General features: G+C 46.3%; 19 protein-coding genes. 6 read left to right on the forward strand and 13 right to left on the reverse strand.

The window, feature by feature from the left end; all coding sequences use genetic code 11:
- Nucleotides 1-2: 2 nt before the first annotated feature.
- From IT398_00210 to IT398_00245, 8 genes are all read right to left on the reverse strand, one after another.
- The gene (locus tag IT398_00210; protein MCC6290490.1) at nt 3-338 is read right to left on the reverse strand and encodes a hypothetical protein; all 336 of its coding nucleotides are present in this window, start codon (nt 336-338) and stop codon (nt 3-5) included.
- 18 nt (nt 339-356) lie between these two features.
- On the reverse strand, nt 357-761 hold the full coding sequence (locus IT398_00215; GenBank protein MCC6290491.1) for a hypothetical protein: 405 nt from the start codon (nt 759-761) through the stop codon (nt 357-359).
- Nucleotides 742-2,076 carry an extracellular solute-binding protein gene (locus IT398_00220; protein MCC6290492.1) on the reverse strand — a complete coding sequence of 445 codons (1,335 nt, stop codon included), beginning with the start codon at nt 2,074-2,076 and terminating at the stop codon, nt 742-744. Before IT398_00220 ends, IT398_00215 begins: the two co-directional genes overlap by 20 nt.
- Nucleotides 2,073-2,612, reverse strand: a complete 540-nt coding sequence (locus IT398_00225; GenBank protein MCC6290493.1) for a methyltransferase domain-containing protein — start codon at nt 2,610-2,612, stop codon at nt 2,073-2,075. The genes IT398_00220 and IT398_00225 overlap by 4 nt, the downstream gene beginning before the upstream one ends.
- A gap of 34 nt (nt 2,613-2,646) precedes the next feature.
- The gene (gene gyrA / locus IT398_00230) at nt 2,647-5,088 is read right to left on the reverse strand and encodes a DNA gyrase subunit A (protein ID MCC6290494.1); all 2,442 of its coding nucleotides are present in this window, start codon (nt 5,086-5,088) and stop codon (nt 2,647-2,649) included.
- A complete protein-coding gene (locus IT398_00235) occupies nt 5,061-5,306 on the reverse strand; it encodes a hypothetical protein (protein MCC6290495.1) in 246 nt (81 codons plus the stop codon). Before IT398_00235 ends, gyrA begins: the two co-directional genes overlap by 28 nt.
- A gap of 2 nt (nt 5,307-5,308) precedes the next feature.
- Nucleotides 5,309-5,917 carry an MBL fold metallo-hydrolase gene (locus tag IT398_00240; protein ID MCC6290496.1) on the reverse strand — a complete coding sequence of 203 codons (609 nt, stop codon included), beginning with the start codon at nt 5,915-5,917 and terminating at the stop codon, nt 5,309-5,311.
- A 65-nt stretch (nt 5,918-5,982) separates the two neighbouring features.
- Nucleotides 5,983-6,411 carry a hypothetical protein gene (locus IT398_00245; GenBank protein MCC6290497.1) on the reverse strand — a complete coding sequence of 143 codons (429 nt, stop codon included), beginning with the start codon at nt 6,409-6,411 and terminating at the stop codon, nt 5,983-5,985.
- Between the two features lie 118 nt (nt 6,412-6,529).
- Here IT398_00245 and IT398_00250 point away from each other — a divergent pair, with 118 nt between their 5' ends.
- Entirely contained in the window at nt 6,530-7,624 is a 1,095-nt protein-coding gene (locus IT398_00250) for a S1 RNA-binding domain-containing protein (protein ID MCC6290498.1), read from the forward strand.
- Between the two features lie 413 nt (nt 7,625-8,037).
- Here IT398_00250 and IT398_00255 read toward each other — a convergent pair whose 3' ends face one another.
- Nucleotides 8,038-8,583, reverse strand: a complete 546-nt coding sequence (locus IT398_00255) for an aminoacyl-tRNA hydrolase (GenBank protein MCC6290499.1) — start codon at nt 8,581-8,583, stop codon at nt 8,038-8,040.
- A gap of 52 nt (nt 8,584-8,635) precedes the next feature.
- Here IT398_00255 and lepB point away from each other — a divergent pair, with 52 nt between their 5' ends.
- Genes lepB through ftsA form a run of 5 tightly spaced genes read left to right on the forward strand, consistent with a single transcriptional unit; the run spans nt 8,636 to nt 12,170 of the window.
- Nucleotides 8,636-9,169 carry a signal peptidase I gene (gene lepB / locus IT398_00260; protein MCC6290500.1) on the forward strand — a complete coding sequence of 178 codons (534 nt, stop codon included), beginning with the start codon at nt 8,636-8,638 and terminating at the stop codon, nt 9,167-9,169.
- 8 nt (nt 9,170-9,177) lie between these two features.
- Nucleotides 9,178-10,515 (forward strand): histidine--tRNA ligase, encoded by a 1,338-nt coding sequence (locus IT398_00265; protein ID MCC6290501.1) that lies wholly within the window; start codon nt 9,178-9,180, stop codon nt 10,513-10,515.
- A gap of 12 nt (nt 10,516-10,527) precedes the next feature.
- A complete protein-coding gene (locus IT398_00270) occupies nt 10,528-10,749 on the forward strand; it encodes a hypothetical protein (GenBank protein ID MCC6290502.1) in 222 nt (73 codons plus the stop codon).
- On the forward strand, nt 10,718-11,029 hold the full coding sequence (locus IT398_00275) for a hypothetical protein (GenBank protein ID MCC6290503.1): 312 nt from the start codon (nt 10,718-10,720) through the stop codon (nt 11,027-11,029). The genes IT398_00270 and IT398_00275 overlap by 32 nt, the downstream gene beginning before the upstream one ends.
- The gene (gene ftsA, locus IT398_00280) at nt 11,001-12,170 is read left to right on the forward strand and encodes a cell division protein FtsA (GenBank protein MCC6290504.1); all 1,170 of its coding nucleotides are present in this window, start codon (nt 11,001-11,003) and stop codon (nt 12,168-12,170) included. Before IT398_00275 ends, ftsA begins: the two co-directional genes overlap by 29 nt.
- Nucleotides 12,171-12,182: 12 nt before the next feature.
- Here ftsA and tgt read toward each other — a convergent pair whose 3' ends face one another.
- The 4 genes from tgt to IT398_00300 are packed head-to-tail and all read right to left on the reverse strand — an operon-like array spanning nt 12,183 to nt 17,728.
- Entirely contained in the window at nt 12,183-13,373 is a 1,191-nt protein-coding gene (tgt, locus tag IT398_00285; GenBank protein ID MCC6290505.1) for a tRNA guanosine(34) transglycosylase Tgt, read from the reverse strand.
- The gene (locus IT398_00290) at nt 13,373-15,358 is read right to left on the reverse strand and encodes a glycoside hydrolase family 15 protein (protein ID MCC6290506.1); all 1,986 of its coding nucleotides are present in this window, start codon (nt 15,356-15,358) and stop codon (nt 13,373-13,375) included. Before IT398_00290 ends, tgt begins: the two co-directional genes overlap by 1 nt.
- Entirely contained in the window at nt 15,351-16,556 is a 1,206-nt protein-coding gene (locus tag IT398_00295; protein ID MCC6290507.1) for an alpha-amylase, read from the reverse strand. Before IT398_00295 ends, IT398_00290 begins: the two co-directional genes overlap by 8 nt.
- Nucleotides 16,557-16,567: 11 nt before the next feature.
- The gene (locus IT398_00300) at nt 16,568-17,728 is read right to left on the reverse strand and encodes a glycosyltransferase family 4 protein (GenBank protein ID MCC6290508.1); all 1,161 of its coding nucleotides are present in this window, start codon (nt 17,726-17,728) and stop codon (nt 16,568-16,570) included.
- Nucleotides 17,729-17,753 lie beyond the last annotated feature (25 nt).

Consider the following 17,753-nt stretch of genomic DNA (forward strand, 5'->3'; position numbering starts at 1 on the left):
TTTTATCGTCCGACCTCTAAACTAGTAATCGTATTCTCAATAACACTGGAAATCACGAACGCCCCAAGCACAATTGCTGCGCCAATCACAACCGTTAGAAGAGCGTTCTTGGCCTTCTTCAGACCATCCTCACTGCCACGAGCAGAGACAAACAGGAAGCCGACGTAAACCACGGCTAGGACCAAAATTGGCATCCCCACCTGGATAATAATCTCCAGGATCTTATTCACCAAATCACTCAAACTGTTAACGTTAATCGGGTTGCTTATTAGACCGCCGGATCCAGTATTCCCTGTTTGCTGCTGTGCGTGAGCAACGAGTAATTTCCAAGTAGACATTAGTTTAATCCTAACATTTTAATTACCAAGTGGCACCACTCGTTCGATACTACTACGAAATTCAGGCTTAATTAAAGATTTCACGATTGTGGTAACAATCAACCAGGCCCCAATGACTAAAACGAGCCCAATGACCGCCGCTTCAATAATCTCCTTACCTTCAGTCCGTTTCCCTTCTTTACCTGGATTACTGGCCATAATAATACCAGCGTAAACAATTGCGATGGTGGCCACCGGCACAGCCAATGTAAAAACGAAATACTTAATAATCTTGTCGAGAAGAATGAAGAAATCTGCCGCACCACAATCGTCACCAGCACAAGTGGGAACCAGCGGCGCTTGAGCGTATGCAAGAGTCGCCACTCCCAAGAAGCCAACTAGACAAAGGGAAACGACAAGGACTTTAATTGCTGATGTTCTCATCTCGGCGTGGTAACAAATTTTCTAATTCTATATCGGCATTACTAATTGCCCGATCGGCATCGACCTGGCCAAGTGCAATTGACTCTGCTAGACGACGAAAAATTGCCTGCGTCTTGCTTGGATCTGGATCTAGCCAGTCACGAGCAAGAATTGCGGCCTGATAGAGCACGGCCAGATTGGGATCCGACGGTGCTTTGGTAAGCAAATCATTGCGCGCTGGTGGTAAGCCAACCGCACCCGCAATCATCGCGCCAAACTTACTGCCGGCGAGTATGGTGGAAACAAGATAGGCCGTCGTCGGATTCTTAGCGCCAAGGGGAATACCGAGAAAATAAAACCGCCCGAGCGTAACTTGCTTTGCGCCCACGTCACGCTGCGGCGGCAGTGTTAGATAAAAATTGAGTTGCGGATTCTGTACCGCCAGGCGTGAAAGCTCGCTTCCGAAACCAAAGTAGAGAGCAAGGCGACCGCGAAGAAATGCCTCGAGTGCTTCCGGCTGGGAGCTATTCCAAGCATAAAGGGTATTAGTCGGATCAGTAAAACGAAGAAAAAAGGCAACCGCTTCGCCGGCCGGCGCCTTATTGAAACCAAGCGAATCTTTTAGCGTTACGGTCGGGAAACCATTGCTACGGGCGACGATTGGATTGCCGGCTTGGATGAAAAGTAGCGAGAGCAATTCCTTGGCATGTGTAATATTACTAAAAGAACCTATCGCCATCGCTGCCTGATTAATATTTCCCCGACCATCAGCTTGTGTGAGTAATTTAATCGCCGGTGCTAAATCCTTCCATAAACGAGGGACCAGTGGCAGCTTAGCGTTAGTCAGCAAATCTTGATTATAATAGAGAACCAGTGGGTCAACATAAATCGGTAGACCGATCACGCCGTTTGATCCAAACATGAGTTCCCAATCTTTCAAACTAGTCCCCAATACAAAAGTGTCTTTAAAAGATTGTCGAGAAATTGAGGCATAGGGAATCGGCTGAAGTTTTGCTTCCTGTCGTAAAAGTTGATCCGAGGCAAGGGTAACCAAGTCTGGTCCGCGACCGAGGGCTAGAGCCTCCACCAAATCGTTCTCAATAGTTTCGGGATTTTTCTCAACATATTGTAGGGTGAAATCACCGTCATGTTCACGACTAATCTGATTCAACATCTCCCCCAAACTATCTTCAGGAATTGTCCCCCACCACACAACTAACCCCCCTGTTCCTCCTTCCGGCGCACGAAAACCCGGCAAAACACCAGCAAAGACAAGCACGCCAACAATGAGCGCGACGATAAAAGCTCCGACAATTGTCATCTGAAAGCCGTTCATGGTTGTCTAGAATTTTTCTGGAACATTAGACCATAATGATGCTCCCCGGCCGGAAAATCGTTTAGAAAAGTCATTTCTGCTTGTGCGCCAATCTCCTTAACCTCTTCTGGGTGAACTACTCTATCCTCCGCGGGACCGAGATTCCCAAAGGAGCCTGACCACTCTACCACAGCTAGACGACCCCCAGCTCTCAAGACCCGTTTCGCCTCTAATATCATCGTATATTTTGCATCAGACTGAAAGAGGATGTTGGCCAGTAGAACAAGATCGGCAACGCCGTCGCGAAGACCCGTACCGCCAATCTTATCGACATCGCCATGAACAATCTTGAGGTTGTTGATTCGCTGAGTCTTGACCTCCCTAGCTAACCGTTCAAGCAAAACCTGCTGAACTTCCACAGCATAAACCAACCCCGTAACACCAACCTGACGAGCCATTGCCAAACTATAAGCCCCAGACCCAGACCCAAAGTCCACGGCCCGATTACCCTCTACTAAACCAAGTCTCTTCACATTCTCAATTGGATCGGAGAACATGGAGAAATTATAACACAGACTAATCACGAAAACCCTACAAAAACGCCAGCGAAGCTAAATGATCCTTCTCTCGAAGTTTCATAATGCGCACTCCTTGTGTTTGACGGCCAAGTGTCGAGATCTCCCCGAGCGCTGTACGAATTACTTGCCCTTGTTTACTCATTGCCACAATTTCGCTTTCTTCTGGATAGATTACTTTTCCCGCCACAAGTTTACCTGTTTTCGCTGTTAACTGGGCTGTTTTGATACCAGAACCTCCACGCCTTTGAGTTTTATATTCAGATAGTTTTGTTTTTTTGCCATAACCATTTTCGGTCATCACGAGAAAGGTGCTATCGCGATGTGAAGACTTAATCACACTTGCGCCAACAACCTCATCATTCTTTTTCAGTTTAATCCCCCTCACACCGCCAGCCGCCCGGCCCATCTCGCGAATATCTTTCTCAGTAAAACGAATCGACTGCCCAGCGGAGGAAGCCACGATCACCTCATCACCAGTTTCCACCAACAGGACGGAGAGCAATGCGTCTCCTGGACTTAGCTTGATGGCCATAATACCACTGCGTCGCACATCCGAGAAACTCTCACCGGAAACCTTTTTTGCCACGCCATTCTTGGTCAGCATTATTAAACCCGCCTTCTTCCCCTTCTGTCCCTTGGGAATAGACAGAACGGAAGTAATCTTCTCGTCATCAGCGAGTGGCAAGAAATTCATCACCGACTTACCACGAGTCGCCCTTTTACCTTCTGGTAAATCATACATTTTCAATTGATAGGCCTTGCCACGATTGGTAAAGAAAAGCATGTCGCTATGGGTATTGGCAGAAAGTAAAATTGTCACAAAATCCTCCTCCTTCACATTCAGATCTACAACTCCCACTCCACCACGTCGCTGGGCCCGGTATTCGGAAGGATCGGTTCTTTTAATATAGCCGCCGGCCGTAACCACCAAAACATTTTCTTTCTCTGGCACAAGATCCTCGGTGTTAATCTCCCCCGCCGCATGTTTAATTACTTTAGTTTTGCGAGGTTTACCATATTTCTGGATAATCTCAGTAAACTCTTGTTTAATCACCCCACGAATCTTCTCGTCACTAGCAAGAAGGGCCTTCAGTTCTTTGATCAACGCTTGCTTCTCCTTCAATTCTTCCAAAATTTTCTTAATTTCTAAACCAGCCAATCGCTGCAACTTCATCTCCAAGATAGCCACAGCCTGCCTGTCAGAGAACTTAAACTTACTTATCAAGTTCGTCTTTGCCACATCAGCGTCAGTCGACTTCTTGATTGTTGCAATAATCTCGTCAATGATATCAATGGCTTTCTTCAGGCCGAGCAGGATGTGTTCGCGCTCTTCAGCACGAATGAGATCAAACTTCGTCCGACGAGTTATAATCTCCCGCCGATGTTTGATAAACTCTTCTGCCACATCACGAAGCGAGAGCAAGCGCGGGACACCATCTACTAACGCCAACTGATTGTAGTGAAAAACTGTTTCTAACTCCGTGTTTTTATATAAAGCATTTACAATTTTCTGTGGGAAAGCACCGTTCTTCAAATCGATTACGATGCGCATATTATCAAGAGTAGTGGATTCATCGCGCATATCTCTAATCCCCTCAAGCTTCTTCTCCCGCACCAGATCAGCAATCTTTACAATAAGATCCGCCTTGTTGACCTGATAAGGAATAGAGGTGATTACAATCTGAAAAGAGCCTGATTTGTGCTCGACGATCTCTGTCTCACCGCGCACCAGAACACCGCCACGACCAGTGGCGCTCGCATGAGCAATATCTTTTTCGTTGAAAATAAGTCCGCCCGTTGGAAAATCCGGACCCTTCACAAATTTTAACAAGTCGTCAGTGGTCGCCTCGGGGTCATCTACCAAATGGGTGAGCGCCGACATAACCTCAACCAAATTGTGTGGCAAAATTTTGGTTGCCATACCAACAGCAATCCCGACGGTACCGTTGATTAATAAATTAGGAATGACTGAGGGCATTACTGTCGGCTCAGTTCTTGTGCCATCGTAATTAGGCGCAAAGGTAACGGTGTCCTTATCGATGTCACGCAGTATTTCTGCTGTAAGCGGTGCCATTTTGATCTCGGTATAACGCATCGCCGCCGGTGGGTCGCCATCAATGGAGCCGAAGTTACCCTGACCAACGGCCAGAGGATGGAGCATTGAAAAATCTTGAGCTAAACGAACCAGCGCATCGTAACAAGCGGTATCGCCGTGAGGATGGTATTTGCCGAGCACATCGCCGACAACCAAAGCCGACTTGCGAAATTTCGCCGCTGCACCTAGACCCAGCTCGTTCATCGAATGGAGAATCCGTCGGTGAACTGGTTTCAGTCCATCACGCACATCGGGAAGCGCGCGCGCGACAATTACACTCATCGCGTAATCAATGTACGAATCTTTCATCTCGCGGACAATGTCCACGCCGACTATTTTGTTAGTATCAGAGTTTTCCATCCCGTTATTATTTTCAATTTAGCATCTGCCAGCCAATTTGTCTCGCTCGCCGGTTCCAACACCGGTGAGAATACCGGCCGAGCAGACAGGCGCCAGGCAAGCAACCAGAGTAGGATGATGAGGATTGTGAGCAGACTGGTACTCCACCATAGAATCCTCTTCCGTTTTGCCTCTGGCTCACGCCTCAACCCTTCTAGTTTCTGCCACCAATTTGTCATTTTCAGAAAGACTTAATGACAACGACTTCGCCTTCCTTATCCACCAAATCTTTCCTCTTCATCGTCCAACTATCAATCGGCTCGACCGTTTCACCCATATCCTTAAGGAAGGCCGCTAAACCTTTTGCGTCAAAGTTAACCGGAACAACCACCCGTGGTTCAAGCAGGGTGGCAAGCTTGTTGGCTCCTTTTGGACCCAGCAGGTCATCACTAATGGGAAGAAAAATAACATCAATCTTGCCGAGTGTTTCCACAACCGAATCTGGAAGTTCGGGCTTCGCAAGCGCCCCAAGATGTGCGAGACGGACACCATCGAGAACAAGGAGATAGGCTACATTAATCTTCTCACTTGGACCAGAAGTGGAAAAACCTTGAACAAAGTCACCGGCAATCTCATATTCACCCGGACTATCGATGACAAACGGCACCCGGTCACCACGCGAAACTTGCTCTACACCGTTATAAGCCGAGTCACGCAATGAGACAAGTGCTAAATCCGCACCAAATTTTGTAGGTTCAATGTCAGCTCCTTTACCAATGGGATTGAAAACAATCACCCGATCACCGAGCTGAACCTTCACCATCCCTAAGCCGAAATGACTAATAACCATGGCATTTAATTATAGCAAAAAACTGGCTTGAAAGCCAGTTTTTTAGTCGAGTAAATCAGCTAAACTTAAATGTGGATGCAAGTGCCAAAGAAGCCGAAGGAATGGGCCAAACCGATGGTCATGTAAGTATAACCAGCTGGACAATTTGGCAAACTTACACCCTGACAATCCATCACGCCAGATAAAGCACCGGAGAAACCACACCACTCACCGCGAAGATTAGTCTTACAGTTACCAGCATCTTCACCCACACAGAGACGGCTCACGGCATGGAGCGTGCCATCAACACGAACATCTCCTCGAACAACCTGAGCATTTGCGCCCGAACCACCAGTGGTCAAACTAAGCGAAGGCGTTGTCGCGGGAGTGCCGACAGTGGCACCGTTAGGAGTGTTAATTTCATCAATAACATCCTTCGCGATACCGGACAAACTCTTAGGCACCAGAGCATCTGCGACCATAATACTCGAGAGAACAAGTGTTATAGCGGCCATGACTACTGCAAAATATTTAAACATAGAAAATTAGCTAATTGGTTAATAATCTTTTTCTGCTAACCATTATACAGCTAGGACTTGATAAATAAAAGTAAATCTATATAATGCTGTGGATATGTTAAAGGAAGAGAAAAAGGAAGCAGTCATCCTAACAGTGATGGATGAGATCTTGCGCGACACCATCGAGAAGCCTCGCGAGCAGTCTATTGTGACCGGAACGGTTATCGGTAAGGCAAAAATGGCCGTCTATGTGGATATTCCACCCTTTGGAACAGGGCTAATCTTCGGACGGGAATACTTAAATGCTAGGGATCTGCTGAAAGAAATCAGTATCGGGGACACGATCAGCGCCAAGGTTGTGACGTCAGAAGGTGAGGACGGCTACATGGAGCTGTCGCTGAAAGAAGCCAAGCAAGCATTGATCTGGGCCGAGGCCAAACGGGCGATTGAAGAAAATACGCTCTTTGAGGTGCTCGTTAAGAATGCCAACAAAGGTGGTTTAACCCTAGCTTGGCAAGGATTGGATGGTTTCATCCCCGCCTCCCAACTAAAACCAGAACATTACCCGAAAGTGGTTGACGGAGATAAAAACAAAATAATGGAAGAACTGAAAAAGCTCGTCGGAGAGAAGCTCCCAGTCTATCTGATCGGAGCAGACCCGAAAGAGGGCAAGCTCATTTTTTCAGAAAAAGCTGTTTCTAGTAAGAGCCGTCGCGACATTGTCTCGAAATATAGCCTCGGCGATGTGGTTTCCGGTGAAGTAACCGGCGTAGTAGACTTCGGTATCTTCGTGAAGATTGAGGAAGGCTTCGAAGGTTTGGTACACATTTCAGAATTAGATTGGTCGCTAGTAGAAAATCCTCGTGACCACTTCAAGGTTGGCGATAAGCTGAAGGCAAAAATCATTGAGATAAAAGATGATAAAATTTCACTTTCCATCAAAGCGCTGAAACCAAATCCCTGGCAAGCGGCAGAGAAAAAATACAACAAAGAGGAGCGGGTAACCGGGGTCGTAATCAAACACAATAAACACGGCGCGCTTGTTTCCATCGAGGAAGGTGTAGCTGGCCTGGTTCATATCTCCGAATTTGCGAATGAAGATGACCTAAAAAAGAAGCTGGAGCTTGGCAAGACCTATCCTTTCACCATCAACGTTTTCGAACCCAAAAACCACAAGATGACACTCTCGTTCGGACACAAGGAAAAGTAAGAGAAACTGGGGAGAAAAAAGTTGGTCAGAGAGAAACCCCCCAAGTAAAACTTGGGGGGTTTAATGGCCGACCACTGCGACTAATTCAACACGGGGGAAGGAAAAGTGGTCCCGAAGATTCGCCATCCATGTGTTTAGAAACAGGACAGGCCAACAGGGAAATGGCCACTACCAAGAGATCCAGAACAAATAAGATCGCGTACCAGAGGGTCCAGGAACCCCCATTAACATTCCTTAGTATCGCAAAAACACTCAGGAACCAACAAACTAGGCTGATAGCACACATCTGCTTACAGGTAGGCATCTTCATTTTCTCTCCTCAAAAGAACTAGATCCAGTATCATTTCAGAAGCTACCACAATTATGACAAAGTCAACGCACAGATGTCAACATCAACGAAAAAACGGTTAGTTTTAGTTGAAAAGTGTCATTGCTTTTTCCTTCCCCTCTTCAACAATCAATTCAATTGCCGCCGCAACCTTTTTGCCTAAACCTTGGACTGTTTTGAGCTCCGCTGGTTTGAAGTTACCAAGAATGTGCTTAAGAATTGGTTGTTTTTTACCAATTCCCAATCGAATTCTGACAAACTCCCTTGTCTTGATTTGTTTAATAATAGAATCTAAACCACGATGACCCCCAGAACCACGATTCCAACTAATTCTAAGAATGCCCGTCGGCAAATCTAGATCGTCATGAACAACAATCAGTTTTGCCGCCGATTTTTTGTTTTTTATCAAACCCACCAAACTTTTTCCAGAATTATTCATCATTGTTTCTGGCAACAGAAAGAGTAAACTTTTATCGCCAGATTTAAGAGCCTTCCATTTTTTATCCGTCTTCCAATCAGCCAATTCTAATATCTGTCGAACTCTTTCTAGCACGATTCGACCGGCATTATGTCGCGTGTTTTTATACTCCTCTCCTGGATTACCCAGACCAACAATTAAGTGGGGCATCATTGAATATTAACACAGTTGCAAGGACATTAAAAAGAGAGTAAAATAGCGCGATATGTGGCAGAAAATTCGGTCTGGAATCTGGGAAACAGTGAAGTTTATCTTCATCACCCTTGTTATTGTCATACCGATTCGTGCCTATGTGGCCCAACCATTCATTGTCAGTGGAGCCTCCATGGATCCAACCTTCCACAACAATGAATATCTGATTGTGGACGAACTATCTTACCATCTTCGCGAGCCAGTGCGTGGTGAAGTTGTTGTCTTCCAATATCCGAAAGCGCCACAGACTCATTTCATTAAAAGGATAATCGGTCTACCGGGAGAAACAATCGCCATTCATGGAAACGAAGTAACGATTAACGGCGTCAAGCTGAATGAAGATTATATTAAAAAGCCATTTGATTCGGAATTACCACCGACAAAACTTTTTGATAATGAATATTTTGTAATGGGCGACAACCGATCGGTAAGTCTCGATTCACGCGCCTGGGGAACAGTAGAAAAACACTTTATGACCGGAAGAGCTTTTCTACGTCTATTCCCGTTGACGAAAATTTCCCTCCTCCCCGGTCAACAGAATTTCTAAAAAGGAAAATGAAAAAGACCAAAACCACCAAATCAGTAAAAGCTCCTAAGAAAAAGAACTTGGGTGAAGCTTCGATTCAAATACCAAAAGGGATGCGCGACTTCTTCGACTCAGAATCTTATCACCTGCAGGGTTTTGCTGAGAAAGCGGCAGAAATTGCTACCTACTATGGCTTCCGCCCAATTGAAACCCCAATTATGGAGCAGACCAACCTCTTCACTCGGGCGGTGGGAGAAGCCACCGACATTGTTGAAAAAGAAATATACACCCTGCGCACGAAAGGTGGTGACCAACTTGCCCTTCGACCAGAATTAACCGCACCAATCATGCGAGCCTATTTTGAGCTCGGTCTACAATCTGAACCACAACCAATCCTTCTCTATTCTTATGGCCCCGTTTTCCGTCACGACAAACCTCAACGCGGACGTTATCGTGAATTCCGTCAATTCGACATGGAAGCAATCGGGACAAGCAAGGCGGTGGCCGATGCGATGATTATTAAGGTGACGATGCTCATATTAAACGAGGCGGGCTTCGAAAATTTACGCCTAGAACTCAACAGCCTCGGCGACAAAGATTGCCGTCAAAATTACCGCCGAGAACTAATTAATTACTACAAAAAACACCTACGCGATGTTTGTACCGACTGCCGAGAACGATTCAAAACTAACCCACTTCGTCTACTCGATTGTAAAAACCCAGAATGTCAACCAATCAAGTCTGGCGCACCATCTTCCATCAGTTTTCTTTGCCACGACTGCCAAAAACATTTTCAAGAAGTTTTGGAATACCTAGAAATGATGGGCCTTGCTTACGAGATAAACAATAACCTAGTACGCGGATTAGACTATTACTCGCGGACTGTTTTTGAAATAACAGAAGCAGCGCCGCCCGACAATCCCGACAACTCCCCTATTCTCACGCTAGCCGCTGGTGGTCGCTATGATTATCTCGCGCGCGCGATTGGGAACAAGAAAGATGTGCCGGCCGTGGGCGTAGCAATCGGCGTAGATCGTTTATCGGTCTCCCCCAACTACAAGCCGCTTAACCCACGGATAATCAAGAAGCCAAAAATCTTTTTTATTCAACTTTCTTTTGACGCCAAGTTAAAAAGTTTTGCGGTAATTGAGACCTTAAGAAAGGCAAAGATTCCGGTCGCGCAATCACTCTCTAAAGATTCCTTGGGCGCCCAATTGGCCATAGCTGAACGCCTCGCCGTTCCCCTCACCATCATCCTGGGGCAAAAGGAGGCAATGGAAGGTACCGTCATTGTTAGAAATATGCAAAATCGCTCCCAAGAAACAGTTAAAATTGCCGACCTTGCAGAACACATTAAGTCGTGTTAGGTTTAAGTACCCATGGTTACGGTAATTGAGGTAACACGCGAGGGAAACGAGTCTAACTCAAGCGTTATGCGACGTTTTTCGAAGCGCGTCCAAACCTCCGGTGTTATTCGTCGAGTGAAAAGCTTGAAGGCCGCCGAGCGACCACAATCTCACTACAAACGCAAGAAATCAGCCCTCAAGCGTCTAAAGCGCCGTACAGAGTATGAACGGCTTAAGAAACTGGGAAAAAATTAAATGCGAAGTCCTGGGCGACGCTTACGACCTAAGCGTCGCTTTCGTAACCGACCGTAAGTCAACTCATAATGTTTTAAGCTATCCGCTTAGTTCTGAGTCGGGTGAAATTTTGATTAATAAAAAAAGGGCAAAAAAAGATGGTTACACTCCGCTAGAGCTTTTTATCCACGGACTTCTTCATTTGAAAGGCATGCGTCATGGTAGTAGAATGGAAAGTGAGGAAAAGAAATTAATTAAACTCTTCACTTCTAATGGCCCGTCACATCGTCGCCGGACTTGATATCGGAACCGCGAGTATTCGTCTCGTTGTCAGTGAAGTGGTGCCCGAATCAAGTTCTCCGCGCGTACTCTGTCAGGTCAAAAAAGATTCACGCGGTTTGAGGCGCGGTTACATCATCAACCCCGACGAAACACTAGAAAATCTCAAAGACGCGGTGAAAGAAGCAGAACGTCAGACCAAAATTAAATTAAAGAGCGTTTTACTTTCCATCGGTGGCATAACCCTAGACGCTAAAGTTGCAAGTGGCCAGGTAACAATCTCCCGGGCGGATCAAGAAGTAAGCGACGCTGACCAGAAACGTGCCTTGGAGACCGCCCGTGCTTCTCTTGGAGATTTCCCCAACCGCCAGGTTATCCATCAAATTCCACTTAGCTTTAAGCTAGACGGGGAGAAGGTGCTCGGTCAGCCAGTGGGTCTTCGCGGCAATAAGCTGGAAGTAAAAGTACTTTTTATCCACTCGCTATCTCAACACCTAAATGATCTCATTCGTGTCGTTGGTCTAGCGGGGCTTAGCGTAGACGATGTCGTCGCGGCGCCACTGGCGGGCAGTTTCTCTACCCTTTCAACCACCCAGAAAATGGCAGGTGTCGCCTTGGTGAATATCGGCTCGCAAACTACCTCAATTATTACTTTTGAAGAAGGGATCCCCCTATCTCTCCAGGTTTTTCCCTTTGGTTCCAATGATGTCACCAATGACATTGCGCTCGGCCTGAAAGTTTCACTTGAGGAAGCCGAACAGTTAAAGCTTGGTGGTAACCAGAATCAGGCGGTGGGTCTGAAGAAAAAACTAGACGAGATAATAGAGGCCCGTCTTACTGACATTTTCGAGTCTGTGGAAGCACATTTGAAAAAGATCGGTCGCAACAGTCTTCTCCCGGCCGGCATTATTATTGTGGGTGATGGTGGTAATTTAGAAAACATTGAACGACTTGCCAAAACCTCACTACGCTTACCGGCCCGCTTATTCGACCCGCTTCAGGCACCACAGCTCAAAACCCAAATTAGAGATGCCTCATGGGTCGTGGCCTATGGCCTTTGTCTCTTCGGCTTTGGACTTGTTTCCGAGGAACCACTTGGAACAACGTTGGTTCAGACAACTAAATCATCTTTCGTTCGTTGGATCAAAGAATTTTGGCCGTAAAAGTTTTGAGAATTAGGTGTTTTTGTAGTGTCGTAAAAAATCTAATTTATACTCCTCAAAGTTGTTGTCCAGAATTGACTGACGAATTTTTTTAACTAAGTTGACCGAGAAATAAAGGTTGTGAATAGAGGCGAGTGTTGCCCCAAGCATTTCTCTAGCACGGAAGAGATGCGCAAGATAGGCCCTGGAATATTTTTTACAGGTATAACATAGACAGCCATCCTCAACGGGAGTAAGATCATCACGATATCTAGCATTGAGAATATTTAGACGGCCAACTCTCGTTTGTAATGTCCCGTTGCGCGCCATTCGTGTGGGTGCAACGCAGTCGAAAGTATCAGCGCCATTTTCGACACCGACAAAAAAATCTAGGGGCTCACCAATGCCCAAGAGATGCCTCGGTTTCTCTTCGGGTAAAATATTATTGACCCAAACCAAAACCTCGTTGACCTCCTCTTTTGTATAAGAACCACCAATACCGAACCCCTCGAACCCTAGTTCGCTGATTTTTCTGGCACTCTCCTCTCGCAAATCCTGGAAACGGCCGCCCTGTACAATTCCCCACAGACTTTGCTCGCCACTTTTGTCTAATTTCTGATGTTTTAGCAAACTACGTTCTGCCCAAGAGTGAGTCCGTGCTAGTGATTTGTCATGATATTCATGGTCGTGTAGAGGCGAGGTGCACTCATCGAAAGTAAAAATGATGTCTGCGCCCAACTGATATTGGATTTCCATCGAACTTTCTGGGGTAAATCGGTGTTCCGCACCATCTAGAGGTGAGCGGAAGTTTACTCCATCATCATCTACTCTTGCCGGTCGAGCAGAAGAATTCTCTATTTTCTTGTAATTTTCTACCTCATCACGATTTACAAATTTGGTGAGCGAGCTATCAAATCCAGCCCCAAGTGAGAATACCTGGAAACCACCAGAATCTGTAAAGGTCGGCCCGCTCCAATTCATAAATCTCCCTAGTCCGCCAGATTTAGCAACTAAGTCTGGACCAGGCTCAAGAAAGAGATGGTAAGTATTGGCCAAAACCGCTTCCGCGCCAATGGAAGTAACCTGCTCTGGGGTCAAAGACTTTACCGTGGCCTTAGTGCCAACCACAATAAAAGCTGGGGTGTTAATCTCCCCATGCGGAGTAGAAATTGTCCCTGCGCGACCTAAACCTCGCGCTAATTTTTTCTCGATTTTAAATTTCATCAGTAAACTGGATTACAAGACTTACAGACACCAAGTTCTTCTAGCTTATCTAAGTAAAGGACGAGAGTATTCACAAATTCCGCATGACTCCAAACCAGCGGGGTTGCCGAGAGTGGTCCGCCAGTTTCCGGGTTTAATTGTTCAGACAGAATCCCCGCTTCACTTGCGTGTTTGGCAACCCAGTCTAACGTGTCTTTCACGCTAGCCAAATCTTCTTCGTTCTTTGCCTGTCTAATCTCATACTGGGCCAACCAGAGTGTCGTGATAAACCAGGGATTACCAGGCACCGCCGCACCGGTGTGTCCATAACCGTCATTCTGGTAACGAGCAAAGCCCCCAACCGAGGTATGCACCGCGAGCGTATCGCGGGCAACCACACTAGCCCGTACCAGTCGCGGATCACTCGGCGGTAAAATACCGAAAAATGATATTCCATGAACACTTGAGAGATCAATGATTTCGTCACGAGCGGCACCACCAGCCGCGTCAATCAGCTGACCAAAAAAGAATCCGGTCTTTTCGTCATATAAATCCCGTAGAATTGCGTCCCTAACCTCAGAGGCGGCTTGTTGGTAGAGAACTGAACCCTCTTCCTTCCCGAGCAATTTTGCAAAGCGTGACGCGGCCTCCAGTGCGCCAAAGACGGCGCTGGCGGTAAAGACACTCACACCAAACTTCTCCTCCCAAAGATTATAAGATGGTCGCGGTAATCCCGTCTTGAGATCGCGATAAATCACCATAAAATCCGCGGTGGCCTTAATCAATGAATTATAAATTTCTTCGATAAACTCGATATCCTTAGAAATCTGGTAATACTGCCAAAGAGAAGAAAGCACAAGGGCCGTTTCATCCTCCTGAATTGGCAACTCTGGCCGCCCATCACGCATCCACGGATGCCAAGAACTACCGAGAGATTTGTCTGGACTATACTTATGCATCAAGTATTCGCCTCCATCCAGAATGTCGTTACAAAACATGAAAAACCGCCGGGCAACATTAAGATCGCCAGCGCGCGCCAGTGCCAGCGCAGCGAAAGCAGCGTCACGCGGCCAAACATAGTTGTAGGTGTCTCTCCCCCCCTGTTGGAAAATTTGAAAATCCGTCGAAGCGACAATGCCGCCAGCCGAATCGGCGTGAGCACGAATTATGAAAAGTGACTTTTGAAATAGAGAAATCACATCCTTCGATAAACCGTGGAAACTCCAGTTTTGTCTGCTAACCCAGGCCCGCCAGAAGTCACGCGTTGTCTCAACCAAGTGACTAGGGCTGTTCTGAACTACATAGTAGTTGAGACGCAGAACTTCGGTGATTGAGCGCCCCACAGTGAGCCAATAATAAAGGGTTTTTTCCTCCCCCGATTGATACTTCGCCGACAAACCAATGACCGAATCAGCTCGTCCATGTTCAATCGGATTCTGAGACAAGATCCCGTCAAAGGCATCAGTGTGCGTCCCCTCTTTACCTTCTGTCTCAAAAATGCCGGTGGAATAATCATCAAAATCTTTACCTTCTAACCTGGCATTGACCAAGAAAGCGCGCTGATTGCGATAATGAATAACGGCATGGTGATTGGGGTCAAAATAGGCCGTGTGAGCCGCATGTGACTCATATAATTCAAACTGTTGTGCAAAAAATATCTTTATATCTCGTTCATGTTGCGCCATGTTCTTAACGATAAGTTTCCTGACAAAAATATTCTTCTCATTGTAAACCAGATCATTAAACATAATCGAAACCTCAAACCTTTCATTAACGGCTGAAATATTGCTCGCAAAAGTGCCATCCTCATAATCAATCTTTATCTTCCAGGTATCATCACTGGTCCAGGATAATCTACCGTCAACAAAGACCCCAACACGGTGAACATAGTGACCACCGAGTTGATTCTCCAGACCAACGTGAGGAAAGTAAAAATCCCGAACCTGCCCAGCGGTATCTAGGTTGACAAGAATCTGGCCATTCCCCAAAACTAACGCTCTAGACATTTACTTTTTCTCTGGTTCTTAATTCTAAATCGGTTACAACATTCATAAAGGAAATAAACGCGTCATATGGTGATTCATACGGTGAGAAATATTTATGAACATCTCCATCGTTCCACCACTTAGTACACATGTAGTATAAATGATCGGATGTTAGCAATCTACGCCAACTTTCGATTAGGGCTTCATTTTTAGTGCGCAAAATCGGCTTCTCTAAAGCGTAAACCTTCCGTGCCGCATCTTGCTGCATCGGATTCCCAAGCCACGCAGAAAGATCGCGCTCAGTGTCGGCCCAAGAATAGAAATGGGGCGCATCAATTTCCCCCTTCGACTCAAATCGACGAAGCGCCTCAGAAACAGTAACAAAACTATTATCTCTATGTTGCAAAATTTCCGTCGGAAGTGAGCGCAAGAAATCAAAAATACCCGTATCCGCCCATTGGTGTTCACCAAAAGTTTCATAATCCATAAACAAATTTACTACTTCGCCGGAACCATTTAAGGCTGAAACCCACGAAGCAAACTTAGGAGCGGACAGTGGCCACTCACTCCAATCACGAGAAGAAAAACGGAAAGCGATATCGTCGGATAGTTTGTAATTTTTTAATAGCAACTTCAAACCGCTAGTCCCCGACGGGGAATAGACGAAATTGGGGCTACGCCAACCAAGAATGTGGTCAGCGCCTTCGGCCAAAATACCACGAAAACCGAGTTCAGAAATTTCTCGCGCTAAATCGTTGTTATAAACTAGTTCCGTGTGACGAAAAACCTCTGGCTCGTAATTAAACAAATCAATAATCTTCCGCCGATGTAGGCGTACTTGCTTGCGGAATTCTGTCGGCGAATAAAGATAGGCAAGCGAATGATGATAGGTTTCATTCAAAAGTTCCACCCTCCCTGTCTTCACCAGGTTCTGAAACGACACAAGAGCATCGGGCGCGTACTCTTCCATTTGCTCTAAGGCCACCCCAGAAATAGAAAAGGAAACTTTAAACTCTGGATGTCGTTCTAACAATTCTCCAATTACTTGATTGGTCGGTAAATAGCATTTCTCGGCGACCTTACGCATAATCTTCCGATTATTCGTATCGGCCTCACTAGAGTCATTGAAATAATGTTCATCGTGCCCAATGTCAAACACCCGATACTTCTTGATTCGGCGTGGTTGGTGAACCTGAAAATAGAAACAAACTGCGGGCATAGACCCTCATTTTAACATAACTCTCGGTAAATCCTGATACATTTTTCGGCGGCCGCATCCCAAGTCACCCGCCTGACTTCCTCTTGCCCACTCCTAGCTAATGTTTGCTGTAAACTACCATGCTCAAGGACAGACAGAATCTGATTGGTCATCTCATCAATATCCCAAAAATCAACCTTGAGTGCATGCCTAAGTACCTCAGAGACACCAGATTGCCTAGAGACAAGCACCGGCGTCCCTGCGGCAAGAGATTCGAGGGGTGTAATTCCAAATGGTTCAGAAACTGAAGGTAAAATATATAAATCAGCCGCCTGATAGAGACGCGTCAACTCTTCACCCCGAAGGAAACCGGGGAAAAAGATGCGGTCCGAGAGACCAAGTTGGGCGGTTAAATCCATCATCTTCGGCGCCATATCACCAGCTCCAGCCATTACAAAATAAGTATTGGGTGCAAACTTTAGTACTCTACGGGCAACAAGGATGAAGTAATCAGGGCCTTTTTGCAAAGTAATCCGACCGACGAAAAGTACAATTTTGTTCCCGCGAGCACGGAGTGCAGTAAGCGCCTCTGGTAAATTGATATTACTTTCAACACGAACACCGTTGTGAACCACCTCAATCTTCTCAGGAGCGATACCATAATGTCGCACGATCAACTGCTTCGTCCAATCAGATACGGCGATAACTTTTACCGCCTGCTCCATGCCCATTTTTTCAATCTGGTAAACATCCTGGTTGATACTATTACCACCACCGCGGTCAAACTCGGTAGCGTGCACGTGGACAACGAGCGGTTTACCGCTGACCTTTCTCGCCGCCAACCCAGCCGGGAAAGAAAGCCAATCGTGAGCATGAATGATGTCGAAATTTTCTCTCCTGGCAAGTCGCTCTGCCCGACGAGCATAGAGTTTCACCTCGTCCATCAAGCTCAGACCACTCGCATCATGGCTTTCCTCATCGCCTTTTGCATAAGCGGAAAACATCACCCGCTCTAGTCCCCGCGCTGGAGTTGGTCCAGCAAAAATTAAACGAAATTTACTAGAATCAATCGGCAGTTTTTGGGGTAACACAAAAATTATCTCGACTGATTTTTCAGTAAGAGCGTCGACAAGACCTTCACAAGCAGTACCAAGACCACCACTATTGTGGGGCGGAAGCTCCCACCCGAACATCAAGACCCGGGGTGACATAAGCTAC

The organism is Candidatus Nomurabacteria bacterium, assembly GCA_020847275.1.
Taxonomy (GTDB): domain Bacteria; phylum Patescibacteriota; class Minisyncoccia; order Phycocordibacterales; family JACOZG01; genus JADLCI01.

Bases quoted from the DNA above. Each gene is read 5' to 3' on its own strand.
- lepB (MCC6290500.1), top strand. From the start codon at position 8,636: ATGTGGCAGAAAATTCGGTCTGGAATCTGGGAAACAGTGAAGTTTATC.
- IT398_00270 (MCC6290502.1), top strand. From the start codon at position 10,528: ATGGTTACGGTAATTGAGGTAACACGCGAGGGAAACGAGTCTAACTCA.
- IT398_00225 (MCC6290493.1), bottom strand. From the start codon at position 2,612: ATGTTCTCCGATCCAATTGAGAATGTGAAGAGACTTGGTTTAGTAGAG.
- gyrA (MCC6290494.1), bottom strand. From the start codon at position 5,088: ATGGAAAACTCTGATACTAACAAAATAGTCGGCGTGGACATTGTCCGC.
- ftsA (MCC6290504.1), top strand. From the start codon at position 11,001: ATGGCCCGTCACATCGTCGCCGGACTTGATATCGGAACCGCGAGTATT.
- IT398_00275 (MCC6290503.1), top strand. From the start codon at position 10,718: ATGAACGGCTTAAGAAACTGGGAAAAAATTAAATGCGAAGTCCTGGGC.
- IT398_00235 (MCC6290495.1), bottom strand. From the start codon at position 5,306: ATGACAAATTGGTGGCAGAAACTAGAAGGGTTGAGGCGTGAGCCAGAG.
- IT398_00215 (MCC6290491.1), bottom strand. From the start codon at position 761: ATGAGAACATCAGCAATTAAAGTCCTTGTCGTTTCCCTTTGTCTAGTT.
- IT398_00300 (MCC6290508.1), bottom strand. From the start codon at position 17,728: ATGTTCGGGTGGGAGCTTCCGCCCCACAATAGTGGTGGTCTTGGTACT.
- IT398_00240 (MCC6290496.1), bottom strand. From the start codon at position 5,917: ATGGTTATTAGTCATTTCGGCTTAGGGATGGTGAAGGTTCAGCTCGGT.
- tgt (MCC6290505.1), bottom strand. From the start codon at position 13,373: ATGAAATTTAAAATCGAGAAAAAATTAGCGCGAGGTTTAGGTCGCGCA.
- IT398_00295 (MCC6290507.1), bottom strand. From the start codon at position 16,556: ATGCCCGCAGTTTGTTTCTATTTTCAGGTTCACCAACCACGCCGAATC.
- IT398_00210 (MCC6290490.1), bottom strand. From the start codon at position 338: ATGTCTACTTGGAAATTACTCGTTGCTCACGCACAGCAGCAAACAGGG.
- IT398_00290 (MCC6290506.1), bottom strand. From the start codon at position 15,358: ATGTCTAGAGCGTTAGTTTTGGGGAATGGCCAGATTCTTGTCAACCTA.
- IT398_00250 (MCC6290498.1), top strand. From the start codon at position 6,530: ATGTTAAAGGAAGAGAAAAAGGAAGCAGTCATCCTAACAGTGATGGAT.
- IT398_00265 (MCC6290501.1), top strand. From the start codon at position 9,178: ATGAAAAAGACCAAAACCACCAAATCAGTAAAAGCTCCTAAGAAAAAG.
- IT398_00245 (MCC6290497.1), bottom strand. From the start codon at position 6,411: ATGGCCGCTATAACACTTGTTCTCTCGAGTATTATGGTCGCAGATGCT.
- IT398_00255 (MCC6290499.1), bottom strand. From the start codon at position 8,583: ATGATGCCCCACTTAATTGTTGGTCTGGGTAATCCAGGAGAGGAGTAT.
- IT398_00220 (MCC6290492.1), bottom strand. From the start codon at position 2,076: ATGAACGGCTTTCAGATGACAATTGTCGGAGCTTTTATCGTCGCGCTC.